This is a genomic window from Ferranicluibacter rubi (assembly GCF_011603255.1).
Lineage (GTDB): Bacteria > Pseudomonadota > Alphaproteobacteria > Rhizobiales > Rhizobiaceae > Ferranicluibacter > Ferranicluibacter rubi.
Genome location: NZ_JAANCM010000001.1, coordinates 441,410 through 454,930, shown reverse-complemented (window position 1 = coordinate 454,930; position 13,521 = coordinate 441,410). Strand labels below are relative to the sequence as shown.

At 62.3% G+C, this 13,521-nt stretch carries 15 protein-coding genes; 5 read left to right on the top strand and 10 right to left on the bottom strand.

Translation table 11 applies throughout. The features are described from left to right. Nucleotides 1-10: 10 nt before the first annotated feature. Complete coding sequence (gene rph, locus G8E10_RS02120) at nucleotides 11-727, bottom strand: ribonuclease PH (protein WP_110727299.1); 717 nt, start codon at nucleotides 725-727, stop codon at nucleotides 11-13. 204 nt (nucleotides 728-931) lie between these two features. Here rph and hrcA point away from each other — a divergent pair, with 204 nt between their 5' ends. Beyond that, nucleotides 932-1,993: a heat-inducible transcriptional repressor HrcA gene (gene hrcA / locus G8E10_RS02115; protein ID WP_110727298.1), complete on the top strand. Its 1,062-nt coding sequence runs from the start codon at nucleotides 932-934 to the stop codon at nucleotides 1,991-1,993. Nucleotides 1,994-2,005: 12 nt separating this feature from the next. Next, nucleotides 2,006-2,746, top strand: coding sequence for a nucleotide exchange factor GrpE (gene grpE / locus G8E10_RS02110; RefSeq protein ID WP_425530809.1), 741 nt, complete (start codon nucleotides 2,006-2,008; stop codon nucleotides 2,744-2,746). Nucleotides 2,747-2,837: 91 nt separating this feature from the next. Here the strand turns inward: grpE and G8E10_RS02105 are convergent, their stop codons facing one another. From G8E10_RS02105 to lptC, 8 genes are all read right to left on the bottom strand, one after another. Beyond that, on the bottom strand, nucleotides 2,838-4,088 hold the full coding sequence (locus G8E10_RS02105; RefSeq protein WP_167126398.1) for a D-arabinono-1,4-lactone oxidase: 1,251 nt from the start codon (nucleotides 4,086-4,088) through the stop codon (nucleotides 2,838-2,840). A gap of 11 nt (nucleotides 4,089-4,099) precedes the next feature. Beyond that, nucleotides 4,100-4,879 (bottom strand): SDR family NAD(P)-dependent oxidoreductase, encoded by a 780-nt coding sequence (locus G8E10_RS02100; protein WP_167126395.1) that lies wholly within the window; start codon nucleotides 4,877-4,879, stop codon nucleotides 4,100-4,102. A 106-nt stretch (nucleotides 4,880-4,985) separates the two neighbouring features. Next, nucleotides 4,986-5,450: a PTS IIA-like nitrogen regulatory protein PtsN gene (gene ptsN, locus G8E10_RS02095; RefSeq protein WP_062595280.1), complete on the bottom strand. Its 465-nt coding sequence runs from the start codon at nucleotides 5,448-5,450 to the stop codon at nucleotides 4,986-4,988. Nucleotides 5,451-5,713: 263 nt separating this feature from the next. Further along, nucleotides 5,714-6,286: a ribosome hibernation-promoting factor, HPF/YfiA family gene (gene hpf / locus G8E10_RS02090; protein ID WP_110800285.1), complete on the bottom strand. Its 573-nt coding sequence runs from the start codon at nucleotides 6,284-6,286 to the stop codon at nucleotides 5,714-5,716. Nucleotides 6,287-6,527: 241 nt separating this feature from the next. Continuing rightward, entirely contained in the window at nucleotides 6,528-8,069 is a 1,542-nt protein-coding gene (gene rpoN, locus G8E10_RS02085; RefSeq protein ID WP_167126391.1) for an RNA polymerase factor sigma-54, read from the bottom strand. Between the two features lie 517 nt (nucleotides 8,070-8,586). Beyond that, nucleotides 8,587-9,300 carry an LPS export ABC transporter ATP-binding protein gene (lptB, locus tag G8E10_RS02080; protein WP_110800611.1) on the bottom strand — a complete coding sequence of 238 codons (714 nt, stop codon included), beginning with the start codon at nucleotides 9,298-9,300 and terminating at the stop codon, nucleotides 8,587-8,589. 137 nt (nucleotides 9,301-9,437) lie between these two features. Then, nucleotides 9,438-10,007, bottom strand: coding sequence for an LptA/OstA family protein (locus G8E10_RS02075; protein WP_110800283.1), 570 nt, complete (start codon nucleotides 10,005-10,007; stop codon nucleotides 9,438-9,440). A gap of 15 nt (nucleotides 10,008-10,022) precedes the next feature. Next, complete coding sequence (gene lptC, locus G8E10_RS02070; RefSeq protein WP_110800282.1) at nucleotides 10,023-10,691, bottom strand: LPS export ABC transporter periplasmic protein LptC; 669 nt, start codon at nucleotides 10,689-10,691, stop codon at nucleotides 10,023-10,025. Nucleotides 10,692-10,991: 300 nt separating this feature from the next. Between lptC and sppA the strand changes: the two genes are divergently transcribed. From sppA to G8E10_RS02055, 3 genes are all read left to right on the top strand, one after another. Continuing rightward, nucleotides 10,992-11,942: a signal peptide peptidase SppA gene (gene sppA, locus G8E10_RS02065; RefSeq protein WP_167126387.1), complete on the top strand. Its 951-nt coding sequence runs from the start codon at nucleotides 10,992-10,994 to the stop codon at nucleotides 11,940-11,942. Nucleotides 11,943-12,058: 116 nt separating this feature from the next. Beyond that, entirely contained in the window at nucleotides 12,059-12,373 is a 315-nt protein-coding gene (locus G8E10_RS02060) for an integration host factor subunit beta (RefSeq protein WP_092931772.1), read from the top strand. Between the two features lie 101 nt (nucleotides 12,374-12,474). Beyond that, nucleotides 12,475-12,870 carry a DUF1049 domain-containing protein gene (locus G8E10_RS02055; protein WP_245420032.1) on the top strand — a complete coding sequence of 132 codons (396 nt, stop codon included), beginning with the start codon at nucleotides 12,475-12,477 and terminating at the stop codon, nucleotides 12,868-12,870. Between the two features lie 3 nt (nucleotides 12,871-12,873). On the opposite strand, the gene G8E10_RS02050 is transcribed toward G8E10_RS02055, so the two are convergent. Continuing rightward, entirely contained in the window at nucleotides 12,874-13,326 is a 453-nt protein-coding gene (locus tag G8E10_RS02050) for an SRPBCC family protein (protein ID WP_167126384.1), read from the bottom strand. Nucleotides 13,327-13,521: the final 195 nt, after the last annotated feature.

Genomic DNA, 13,521 nt, shown 5'->3' with positions numbered 1-13,521 from the left:
GCCTCCGTTCTTAAGCGATCGTCTGCTTCTGCAGGGCGACCAGCTCGGAGATGCCGTTCTTCGCCAGACCCATCAGGCTCGCGAATTCGGCTTCGGAGAAAGGCTTACCTTCGGCCGTGCCCTGAATTTCGACGATGCCGCCGGAGCCGGTCATGACGAAGTTCGCATCCGTCTCGGCGGCGCTATCTTCCAGATAATCGAGATCGATCACGGCCTGATCGGCAAAGATGCCGCAGGAAATCGCCGCGACGTGATCCTTCAGCACACGCTCGACCTTCGTCATATTGCGTGCTTCCATCCACTTCAGGCAGTCGTGCAGCGCGATCCATGCGCCGGTGATGGATGCCGTGCGGGTGCCGCCATCGGCCTGGATCACGTCGCAATCGAGCGAGATCTGGCGTTCGCCGAGCGCCTGCAGGTCGACGACCGAGCGGAGCGAGCGGCCGATGAGGCGCTGGATTTCCTGCGTGCGGCCGCTCTGCTTGCCGGTTGCGGCTTCGCGCTTCATACGGTCGCCGGTCGCGCGCGGCAGCATGCCGTATTCCGCTGTTACCCAGCCCTTGCCGCTGTTGCGCAGCCATGGCGGCGTCTTTTCTTCAAGGCTCGCCGTGCACAGCACATGCGTATCGCCAAACTTGACCAGGCAGGAGCCTTCGGCATGCTTGGAGACGTTGCGCTCGAAGGTGACCTTGCGCATCTGATCTGTTTTTCTGCCGGACGGCCGCATCGTGGACTCCTAGGTCTTAAGGTTGCGTGCCTTCTAGCCTATGTTGTCGCGCAAAGGAAATACGAGGAGCGAAATAGGGTCGTCAAAGTCGCTCTGAGGTGCCTCAACGCCAATTTTCCCTTTGTCGATCCGACGGCCTCTCACTATATTTCGGTTATGGTACAAAAGGAACGATCCGCCGACACGGCGGCGCTGACATCGGCAATGCGCGACAGGCTCTCGGCCCTCGACGAGCGCTCCGGCGAGGTCTTCCGCCGCATCGTTGAAAGCTATCTGGACAGCGGCGAGCCGCTGGGCTCCCGCAGCCTGTCGAGGCTTCTCCCGATGTCGCTTTCGCCGGCCTCGGTGCGCAATGTCATGAGCGACCTCGAGGAGCTGGGCCTCATCTACTCGCCGCATGTCAGCGCCGGGCGTCTGCCGACGCAGATCGGGCTGCGCTTCTTTGTGGACGCCTTCATGCAGGTCGGCAATCTCTCGGCAGAAGACCGCGCCTCGATCGACCGCCAGGTGCGGCGGAGCGACCGGGACCAGCCGGTGGAGCAATTGTTCAACGTAGCAAGCCAGGTCCTGTCCGGCATGTCGCGCGGTGCCGGCCTCGTCATCACGGCGAAGAACGATCCTGTGCTCAAGCATGTCGAATTCATGCGCCTTGCCCCCACCAAGGCCTTGGCGGTGCTGGTCGGCGAGCACGATCAGGTGGAAAACCGCATCATCGAGCTGCCCGCCGGCGTCACGAGTTCGCAGCTGACGGAAGCGGCGAATTTCCTGAATGCGCATCTGGCCGGCCAAACGCTTGCCGAGGTGCGCGGACAGCTACAGAAGGTCAAGGAGACGGTCCGCACCGAACTCGACGTCCTGTCGCAGGATCTGGTCGAGCGTGGCCTTGCCAGCTGGTCCGGCGGCGATGCCGACGACAAGAGCCCGACCCAGCTGATCGTGCGCGGCCGTGCCAATCTTCTCGAAGGTCTTGCCGGCGCGGAGGATATCGATCGGCTGCGCATGCTGTTCGATGACCTTGAGAAGAAGGACAGTATGATCGAGCTTCTCAGTCTTGCGGAAACCGGGCCGGGCGTGCGAATTTTCATCGGATCGGAGAACAAGCTGTTCTCGCTGTCCGGCTCGTCGCTCATCGTCGCGCCCTATAAGGATGGTGACGACCGGATCATCGGCGCGGTCGGCGTCATCGGCCCTACGCGGCTGAATTACGCGCGGATCGTGCCGATGGTGGACTATACGGCACAGCTCATGTCGCGCCTTTCACGATAGCCGACCCCGACGATGCCCGGGGCGGCGGGCGATCGGGCGCAACGACCCTTGATTTTTGGCGCCCGAACCTCGATATCGGCATCAAATTCCCGAAACGATCCTGAATGCGGAGACGTCATGACCGACGAAACAAACAAACACGGTGCCGAAGCCAGCAAGCGGGCGGAAGACATCGTCACGCCGGCCGAGGCAGATGTGCACGACATGTTTGAAGACGCCGATGAGGCGGCTCAGGCCGAAGCCGAAGAGCTGGAGGCCGCGCGCGCCGAAGCGGCCGATTTCCGTGATCGCTATATGCGGCTGGCCGCCGACATGGACAATCTGCGCCGTCGCACCGAGCGCGAAGTCAAGGACGCCAAGTCCTACTCCGTGGCAGGCTTTGCCCGCGACATGCTGGCCGTGTCCGACAATCTCCGTCGTGCGCTGGATGCCATTCCGGCCGACGTGCGGGCCGGTGCCGATGCGGGCCTCAGCACCCTGATCGAAGGTGTCGAGCTGACCGAGCGGTCCATGCTCTCGACACTTGAGCGCCACGGCGTTCGCAAGCTCGAGCCCGAAGGCCAGAAGTTCGATCCGAACTTCCATCAGGCCATGTTCGAAATCCCGAACCCGGACGTGCCCCACAACACGGTCGTTCAGGTCGTCCAGGCCGGCTTTACGATCGGCGAGCGCGTTCTGCGTCCCGCCATGGTGGGCGTCGCCAAGGGCGGCCCGAAGGTCGTCGTTGCCGAAGGCGAAGCCTCGGCCAACTGACAATCGACGGAGGCCGGGGAGGGTAAGCAACCTCTCCGGCTTCCGGTCTTGCCCGCGCTATCGAGATAGCGCTCCGTTGCCGCTGTTTGGTCTATCCGAACAGCTGCCGCAGGTGGTCGTTTAGAAATACGCCGCCGGGATCAAGTTTCTCCCGCAAGGCGCGGAAGTCTCCTGCACGGGGATAGAGCGCCGTCACGTCGTCACCCGTCAGAAAATGCAGCTTTCCCCAGTGCGGCCGCGAGCCGAACTGCCGCAGGATCGCATCGACATCCGACAGATACGCCCAGTAGTCCGTACCCGGCTCGCCGGAGACGGAGAGGGTGATCGAATCCTGTTCGAAGAACGGACTGATCCAGCCGGGATCGCCGGCCGTGAAGCGGTATTCGATCGGGTAGATGCAGGTCGGGTGCTTGGTGAGCATCAGCTCGCGCACCGCCCGGCATGCCTCTTTGCCATGCCGCACCGGCACGGCATATTCCAGCTCGTGAAAGTTCGGCACATATTCGATCGGATAGATTTCCGAGGAATAGGCAATCTTCTCGAACCCCCGCTCCATCGGTTCGGCGTCCGTGATGTCGATGACCTTCATCTCGCAGACGTCGGAGAGGCTCTGCGTGGTCGAGACCGAGGCGGTGTCCGGCAGGCAGTAGCAGTGCCGGCTTTCGGGCACGGGGCACCAGAAGAAACCGAAATGCCGGTGTTTCGCGGCCAGTTCGTCATGGCTCTCCATGCACTCGTCGAAACTGCAGCGCCAGAGCTTTTCGTGCAGGCGGTAGCTGTCCATCGCCTGCAAGGTGATCTCCGAGATCACGCCCAGCATGCCGATGGAAACGCGCGCGGCGTTCAGCAGATCCGGATTGCTTTCGTCCGCAATCAGAATGCTGCCATCCGGCTGGACGATCCGCATGCCGACGATCTGCGAGGCCATGTTGCCGAGCGTCGCGCCCGTGCCATGCGTGCCAGTCGTCAGAGCGCCGGCCAGCGCCTGGCTGTCGATGTCGCCTTGGTTGATCAGTGAGAGGCCGTTTTCCTTCAGCACCTTGCCGAGCGCATTGATGGTGGTCCCTGCCGAAACGGAAACCCGTTTGCGCGCCCGGTCGATGCCGGTCACGCCCTGCATGCCCGAGAGCGTCAGGTGCAGGCCGCTGGTCAGCGCCACGGGCGTGAAGGAGTGACCGGAGCCGGCACAACGGACGGCCATCCCCTCGGCCGCTGCCGCCCGCACCATCTCCGACAGTTCCGCCTCGCTTCCGGGGGCACCGCGGGCCCGCACGATGCAGGCTTGGTTTCCGACCCAGTTGCGCCAGAGGCCACCGGCCTGCCGTGATATCGTCGTGTCCATGACGGGTCCCCTCAGACGGCGGTAAAGCCATTGTCGACGAACAAGTGGGTGCCATTGATGAAGCTCGCCTCATCGCTCGCGAGAAACAGGGCGGCACGCGCCACCTCGATCGGCTCGCAGAGGCGCCCTTGCTGTGCGGCGATGGCCGCATCCGAAACGTCGATGCCGTATTTGGCAAGGCCGACCAGTTCGCGCTTGCCATGGTCGGTGGCGATGAAGCCTGGGCAGACGGCGTTGGAGCGGATATTGCGGTCGCGGAACTCCACCGCGATGGCGCGGGCGAACATATGGCAGGCGCCCTTCGTCGTGTCGTAGAGCACTTCCATCGGCGTTGCGGCCACGGCCGAAATCGAGGAGGTCGAGACGATGCTGCCGCCACCGGCTACGATCATGCCCGGCAGCACGGCCTTGGTCATCAGGAACATGGAGCGGACATTGACCGCCATCAGCCGGTCCCACTCGTCCTCTTCCGTTTCGAGAAACGGCCCGACGGCCAGAATGCCGGCATGATTGAAGAGGACGGTAATGGCTCCGAAGGCTGCTTCCACGGCCTTGACGGCTGCCGTCACGTCGCGCGAGACGGAAACATCGGCGGGCGCGAAGATCGCCTCGCCACCGGCGGCACGAATGCCCGCGGCAACCTCTTCACCGCGGCTCGACGGCAGATCGACGATGCCGACCTTCGCGCCCTCCTGAGCAAAGAGCTCCGATGCCGCAAGGCCGCAGCCGCCGGCACCGCCGCTGATCAGGGCAATCTTGCCCGCCAATCGTCCCGAACCCGTTCCCGTCATCCACTCTCGTCTCCCGTTGTCGAACGAGAGTATTCACCCGGAGCCGGACGCTGTCGATATCAACGTGCAGGATTGACGGAAAAGATCCGCTCAAACCGAGTTGAAATCAGGCCGCGTTGGAGGTCTGGTCGTCGCTGAGGAAGGTGTAGATGGCTGAGGCGGACTCGGTGCCGCGCAGGCGTGCGACCATGTCGGGGTCGCGTAGCACGCGGGCAATGCGCGACAGCGCCTTCAGATGGTCGGCGCCAGCACCTTCCGGGGCGAGCAGCAGGAAGACGAGATCGACCGGCTGGTCATCAAGCGCTTCGAAATCTACGGGCGTTTCCAGCCGCGCGAAAATGCCGACGATGGCGGTGACGCCGGGCAGCTTGCCGTGCGGAATGGCGATACCGTTACCGACGCCCGTCGAGCCCAGCCGCTCGCGTTGCAGAATGACGTCGAAGATCTCGCGCTCGGGCAGGCCGGTCAGCTTGGAAGCCTTGATGGCCAGTTCCTGAAGCAGTTGCTTCTTGGACTGGACCCGAAGGGTCGGAAATATCGCATCTTGCTGCAGCAGACCTGCCAATGCCATTTTGTCTTACCTTGTTGACAGGGTCGCGTCGGGCGGCACGACGTGCCGGCCCTGCGGCCCATTTCCCTCGATGCTCGACAGGCCTCATCCCCGTGCCTGCCATTCACCGTCGATCAACGAGGCGGCCGCTCCTCGCGCGCCGCCTCGCTTGTCTTGACCGTCTGCCTCGGGACGAAGCGTCCCGGGCAGGCCCGGTCTCTGTTTCATGCGCCGTCCGGTCGCTCTATAGAGGCAATCCCGAAGCAGCGCTCCGTCCTTATGCGTCAGCTCTTCATGCTGGCGGCGTCGATCCAGCCGATATTCCCGTCCGTCCGGCGATAGACGATGTTGAGTTCGTCATTGCCGGGATTGCGGAACATCAGCACCGGATTGTCCGTCATGTCGAGCGCCATGACGGCATTCGCCACCGACATGGTCCGGATTTGCTTGGAGCTTTCCGCAACGATCGTCGGTGCGTAATCCTCCGGCAGTTCGTCCTCTTCGTCCGGCACCGAGTCCATCACGGTGTAGGCGACTTCGAGGCCGGCATGACCACTGCCATTGTGGTGATCCTTCAGCCTGCGCTTGTACCGACGAATGCGCTTTGAGATCCGTTCCGATGCTGCGTCGAATGCGGCCTGCGGCTCCGAAGCCTCGCCGTTTGCATGCAACGTAGCACCCGTGTCGAGATGGATCATGCAGTCCGCGCTGAAACGCGGTCCCGACTTCACCACCGTGACCTGGCTCGAATACCCTCCGTCGAAATACTTGGTGACCGCCTGAGTGATCTGGTCCTCGATTCGAAGACGAAAGCTCTCGCCGATTTCCATATGTTTACCGGATACACGCACATTCATGGAGTTTCCTCTCTTTCATGATTTGCGTGTCCAGTTTATTCCAAGCGCCTTCTACCTCCAAGCCTTTCACGCAGCCGTTTTCACTTTGCACGTGATCGGCGATGTCAGGGGAGGAGAAAAAGGAGCCCATCGTTCATGACTGTCGGCGCGCCCTATAAGCGGGCTGCCGCCAAATGTCAATGAAAGCTTAACATCCATTGCGTGTTGTCGGTGCTGCAGTGCACCCGGCCGGTCTCGTCGGTTAGGCGGAAACCTTTGCCATGGCGCGTTTTTCGCGCCGGCGCTGTACGGATGAGGGGATGTTCATCGCTTCACGATATTTTGCGACCGTCCGGCGGGCGAGATCGACGCCGCCCTTCTTCAGGATCTCCACGATGTCGTCGTCCGACAGCACAGCCTCCGGGCTTTCGAGCACGATCATGTTGCGGATACGGTGGCGAACCGATTCCGCCGAATGCCCGTCTCCGCCCTCTGCCGAGCCGATCGAGACGGTGAAGAAATATTTCAGCTCGAACAGACCGCGCGGCGTCAGCATGTACTTGTTGGAGGTCACGCGGCTGACGGTCGACTCGTGCATCTTGATCGCATCGGCGATGGTCTTGAGGTTGAGCGGCCGCAGGTGATCGACGCCGTTGACGAGGAAGGCGTCCTGCTGGCGCACGATCTCGGTCGCCACCTTCATGATGGTCTTGGCGCGCTGGTCGAGGCTGCGGGTCAGCCAGTTGGCGGTCTGCAGGCACTCCGACAGGAAGGCGTGGTCGCCGCTGTTCTTCGGCGCATGCCGCGAAACCGTTGTGTAGTAGACTTGGTTGACGAGCACGCGTGGCAGCGTCTCCGGATTGAGCTCTACGGCCCAGGTGCCGTCGGGTGCGGCACGCACGACGATATCCGGCACGATCGCCTCGCAGGGCGTCAACTCGAAGCTCGTGCCCGGCTTCGGGTCGAGCTTGCGGATCTCGCCGAGCATGTCGATCAGATCTTCTTCATCGACGCCGCAGAGCTTCTTCAGCGTCGCGAAATCCCGCCGCGCGAGCAGTTCCAGATTGCCGATCAGGGCCGACATCGCCGGGTCCAGCCGGTTCTTCTGGCGCAGCTGGATCGCGAGACATTCGCTGAGGCTTCGGGCGAAAACGCCGGGCGGATCGAAGCGTTGCAGGGTGGCAAGCACCGCCTCGACATCGCGCACCGTGCAGCCGAGCTGGTCGGCCGTTTCAGCCGTGTCGGCGTGCAGATAGCCCGCATCATCGAGCTGGTCGATCAGCGCCTGGGCGATCAGCCGATCGCGGGCACCGTGAATGCTGAGGATCAGCTGCTCGTTCAGCACGTCGCGCAAGGTCAGCCGGTTGGCGACGAAATCCTCGAGATCGTAGCCCTCGCTGGTCTCCCCGTCTCCCCCGCCGGACATGGATTTCCACTGGCTGAGCAGCTCCGGCGCATCGGCGCGCTGGGGGGAGGTGTCGTCCGGGAAAACGTTCTCGAAATTGGCGTCCAGCGTCTCGCTCATGCGCAGGGAATCGTCGCGCGTCGTGCCGTCGTAGACGTCGGTCAGGCCGGAAAAATCCTCGCCGTCACTGCCTTCGGACGGCATGTCCTCGCGGGTACTTTCGCCCGGCTGGTCGGCTTCGGAGACGAATTCGAGGAGGGGGTTCTTCTCGACCTCCTGCTCGATGAACTGCGTCAGCTCGAAATGCGTCATCTGCAACAGCTGGATCGACTGCATCAGCTGCGGCGTCATAGCCAGGGTCTGGGACTGGCGCAGATACAGGCTGGCCGAAAGTGCCATGAACGCAAAACTCCCCTACCGCAGACATCTCAAGACCGGAAACGGCATCGCGACCACTGCATCAGCGCAAAGCTGCGGAGCCATCTCGGTGTCGTGAAGGACGACGCGCAAAGTTCCGGATATCCGGCACACTGCTCGCTCTGACGCGAAATTTCAGCCCGCTTTGTCAACTGGCCCGAAAATTGCTTATTACAGAGGTTTGGTCAAGCGGCTGTCGTAAATTTGATAAGGTTGCCGCTGGGGAAAGCATGATGCCGGATGAAACGGCAGATGAGAGAGGCAGCATGATCCGCCATGCTCCACGACCTTCGATACCGCTTACTAACCATTAAGGATGTCAGGGCATCGCCAAGGGATGGAAGCGCATCTTTCCGGTGGCGCCGCCCCCGCGGCATCGATGGTCGAACGTCGCGCAATCCCCCGGCAACGTCAAGGGGAGAGATGCGCCGCGCGTCTGGCCGGCGCATGATACATGCCCGGCCTTCTCGGCGCTCCCGGTCCTACAGGCAGAAATATCCTACAGACTGAAATTATCGCCGAGATAGAGCCGGCGCACGTCCGGATTGTTGACGATGTCGTTGGCGCGCCCGTGGGTCAGCACCTCGCCCGCATGGATGATGTAGGCACGGTCGATGAGGCCCAGCGTCTCGCGGACGTTGTGGTCCGTGATGAGCACGCCGATGCCGCGCGAGGTGAGGTGGCGCACGAGCGCCTGAATGTCCGCGACCGAAATGGGATCGACGCCCGCAAAGGGCTCGTCGAGCAGCATGAAGGTCGGGTCGGTCGCCAGCGCGCGTGCGATTTCCAGCCGACGCCGTTCGCCGCCCGACAGCGAGATCGCCGCAGCCTTGCGCAGATGCGTGATGTTGAATTCGTCGAGCAACGCATTCAGCTTGGCGTCCTGCGTCGCGCGCTTGGGCTCGTGCAGCTCCAGCACGGCACGAATGTTGTCCTCGACCGAAAGCCCGCGGAAAATCGAGGCTTCCTGCGGCAGGTAGCCGACGCCGAGCCGCGCCCGTCGATACATCGGCATGGACGTGACGTCGTTGCCGTTGATCTCGATGGAGCCCTCATCGACGGGGACGAGGCCGGTGATCATGTAGAAGCAGGTCGTCTTGCCGGCGCCGTTCGGCCCCAGCAGGCCGACGGCCTCGCCACGTCGCACGACGAGGGAAACGCCGTTCACCACCCTGCGGTCGCGATAGCTCTTGGTCAGGCCACGCGCGATCAACGTGCCGTCGTAGCGTGCCTTATCCTCGGGCGACCGGTCATCGAAGACGGCGGTGCCGGGATCCTTGGCATGGGAGGTGTCGGCCGGCTCGGCGCCGCGCTTGCGCTTGAAGGAAATGTTCACGATCTGGGGCTGCGTCAGTTGGTCTTCTGGGATTTCGGATCGAGCTGGATCTGGACGCGGCCGCCACAGGAGTCCAGCTGTGCCTCTCCGGTCTCCATCTGCACATTGAGCTGGCAGCCGCTGAAGACGTTCTTGCCTTCCGACAGCACGACCTGCTTGCCCTTCAGCACCAGCGTCTGCGCCGCCATGTTGAACTGGCCGCTATCGGCCGTCGCCTGCTGCGTGCCGGATTGCAGGAAGACCTTGTTGTCGACCTCGATCCGGTCGATCTCGGCATTGCCGCCCGAAATCGAGCCGCCGCCGGACTTGTAGTAGACGACCATGCTGCCCGCCTGCAGTGTCGTCGCGCCCTGCACGACCTTCACGTTGCCGGTGAAGATCGCCTTGCTCTCAGGATCCTTGATCTCCAGCTTGTCGCTCTCGATCTGGATCGGCTGGTCGTTGGACAGCTTCATGCCGTTCATCCGGCTTTTCTGCTGGGCAGACGCCGGGGCGATGGTCAGGCAGAGACAGGCCAGCGAAGACGCGAGGATGCCCGCGAGAGAAAGGCTGCGGCGGGGGAAGGAGGCATGGAGGGTCGACATGGATGGCACCGGATCCTAATTTGCGTTCTTGCGAATGGTGCTCGGCTCGACGACGACCTTCACCATGCCTTCAAAGGAAATAACCCGCCCTTTATCCGTCATTCTCATCTCTTGCGCAACAATCGACCCACCGGACATCCGGATGGCGATCGGCTTCTTGCTTTGCATCTCGCCCGCATTGATATCCAGATAGGCGGACTGGAAATCGGCGATGACGCCATTGTTCATGGAGATGGTAAAGGGAGCGTTCATATCGAGCGTATTGCCGCCGCGGTCGTAAAGCCCGCTCGTTGCATCCACGGTCGCGATCGTCTTGTCGTTGACCGGCATTTCCGCGTGGATCTTCTCGAGCGTGATGAGATCCGGATTGGCGATGTCCTGCAGCGCCCGCTCGGCCTTCATCGAATAGCTGATATCCTGCTTGTTGCGCCCGGAAATTGCGGGATTCTGCATGACGATCTTGCCGTTCTCGATCGTCGCGTTCTCGATATGCAGTTCCTCCGGCAACATGGTGCGCACGATGGAGACGGCAGCGAAGATCACGGCGATGACGACGGCGACGATCGGCAGGACGATCTTCAGCCGCTTGACCCGGCGCGAATGCCGCGCCGCCCGTTCATAGGCGTCGTTGACCGTCGGCCCCGTATGCGGCAGGGCGCCGGGAAAATGCACATCGTTCGCCATGAGCGGTTCCGTAAATCCAGGGGCGATGACGAAGTCGAGGTCCGTGCTGCGTCAGCGATGGTGTCAAGAATGCGGAATATGGAGATTTTTATGTCGCCATACAATGGAGGCTTGAAATTCTTTGTCGCTGCACCGGGCAAGCGTCAATCGATCTTATCTGAAACATCATCACCGGCTCTCGATGGCGATGGAATTTTTACGCGCGCGCCGATACCTGTCCCCGCGTTTATGCAGTAGGAGTCATCGTCGAAACAGACGGTGCCGGCTTGTCCTGCTGCGCGCTGAACAGGGAAATGTGGAATGGATCCTCTCGCATTCGTCGATCGGCGGCAGCTTCGTCGCAAGCTTGGTTTCTGGCGCCTCGTGGCGATCGGCCTCATCGTGCTCGTCGCCATCGGTGCCTATGTCGCCATCGCGCAGTCGCGCTCGGGCGTGCTCGGCGCAAGCCAGGTCGCGCGTGTCACCATCTCCGGCGTTATTCTCGATGATCGCGAGCTGATCGAACGGCTCGACCGCATTGCCAAGGCCGATCAGGTCAAGGGCCTGATCGTCAGCATCAATTCGCCCGGCGGCTCCACCTTCGGCGGCGAGACGCTCTACGATGCGATCCGCAAGGTCGCGGAGAAGAAGCCGGTCGTGTCCGACGTCCGCACGCTGGCCGCGTCCGCTGGCTACATGGTGGCGCTGGCTGGCGACCGGATCATCGCCGGCGACACCTCCATCACCGGCTCCATCGGCGTCCTCTTCCAGTATCCGCAGGTCAAGACGCTGCTCGACAAGCTCGGCGTGTCGCTCGAGGAGATCAAGTCTGCACCGCTGAAGGCCGAGCCGTCGCCGTTCCATCCGCCGAGCGATGCGGCAAAGGCCGTCATCCAGTCGATGATCGACGACAGCTACGCCTGGTTCGTCGATCTCGTGGCCGAACGCCGGGAGATCCCGCGCGAAGAAGCGCTACGTCTCGGCGATGGCCGCATTTTCACAGGGCGGCAGGCGATCGGCCTGAACCTTATCGACGAACTTGGCGGCGAACGCGAGATCCGGGACTATTTCAAGAGCCGGGACGTGGCCGACACCCTGCCGATCGTCGATTGGGAAAAGCCGCAGACCACGCTGCCCTTCGGGCTGGGCTCGCTGGCCGCAATCTTCGCCAAATCGTTGGGATTTGACGGTTTTCCGTTTTCGGGAAATCTGTCGCAGGACAAGTTGTTTCTTGACGGTCTCGTTTCCGTTTGGCAGGTTGGCCGCGATTGAGAGACGCCGGGCGCGGGGCAACCCGCCCTGAGGCGTGTCCGTTTCGCGAATGGATCTTGATCGTTGCCCGCGGATGACGGGCGTATCGCGAAGAACGTCGTCAAAGGGGGCAGAGGGTGATCAAGTCGGAACTGGTGCAGATCGTGGCGGCGCGAAATCCGCACCTCTACCACCGCGATGTCGAGAATATCGTCAATGCCGTTCTCGACGAGATTACGGATGCGCTGGCGGCGGGCAACCGCGTCGAGCTGCGCGGCTTCGGCGCCTTCTCCGTCAAGAATCGTCCGTCCCGCTCGGGTCGCAACCCGCGCACCGGCGACAGCGTCTTCGTCGAGGAAAAATGGGTGCCGTTCTTCAAGACCGGCAAGGAGCTGCGCGAGCGGCTGAACCCGGGCTCCGACGCGGATGTGGACGAGGAAGACGAAGACTGATCTCGCGGTCGCCGTCCTTGTCCATGGCGATCTGATCTTGACCCGGCACGTTTGCCGCCCATGTTGTCGTCAAGCCTTGATAGACGCGGAGACCGGCTCGCATGCTGCGTAAAATTCTGAACATCGTCGTCCTCGTTCCGCTCGGGATCGTGCTCATCGTCCTCTGTGTCGCCAACCGGCAGCAGGTCACGCTGGGCTTCAATCCATTCGACCCGTCCGACACGGTCCTGGCCATTTCCGGCCCCTTCTTCGTCTTCCTGTTCCTGGCTGTCATCCTTGGCCTCGTCATCGGCGCCTTTGCCGTCTGGTTCAGCCAGGGCAAGTATCGCAAGCGCTCGCGCGTCGAGGCGAAGGAAGCGCTGAAGTGGCACACGGAAGCTGAAAAGCGCCGCCTGCAACAGGAGGCGATCGTTTCCGCCCAGGCAGCAAATCCTGTGGCCGATCGCCCGGCCTTCCAGGGCTCGACCCCGACGATGATCGCTGCTCAGCAGAAATAATCCTCAGGCCGCCGCTTTTGCATTGGCGGCCGCGGTGAAATCGGAAAAGAAGCGGCTCGCGATCCGGTTTGCGCCGGATTGCACGAGCTTCGATCCGAGCGACGCGATCTTGCCGGAGACATCCGCGACGATGGCGTAATGTAGAATAGTCTCGTCGCCGTCCTCCACCAGCCGCACATCCGCGCCGCCTTTCGCGTATCCGGCAAGGCCGCCTTTGCCTTCACCCGAAATCGTGTAGCTCTCGGGCGGGTTCATGTTCGACAGCGTGATGACGCCCGAAAATGCCATCGACATGAAGCCGAACTTCACGGTGACCACCGCATCGAGCGTCGTCGGGGAGGTCCATTCGAGGCGCGTGCAGCCGGGAATGCAGTCTTTGAGCACCTCGGGATCGTTGAGCGCTGCCCAGACGGCGTCGCGCGGTGCGGAGATCCGCTCTTCACCGGTCATGTCCATGGATATCCTCCTCGATCTCATGCTTTGCGACGACAGGCGCTGAGCCCTGCCGCAGTGTGCTCCGGAATCTACGGGTGGAAACTACTTTGCCAAGAGCAGTTGCGGTGCTATTTGCACGCGACACGCTGAAGAAACGGGAAACGACGCCCCTTGAAGGACAAGCAGAGACGATCGCCCGGCAAGGCGCCACCGAAA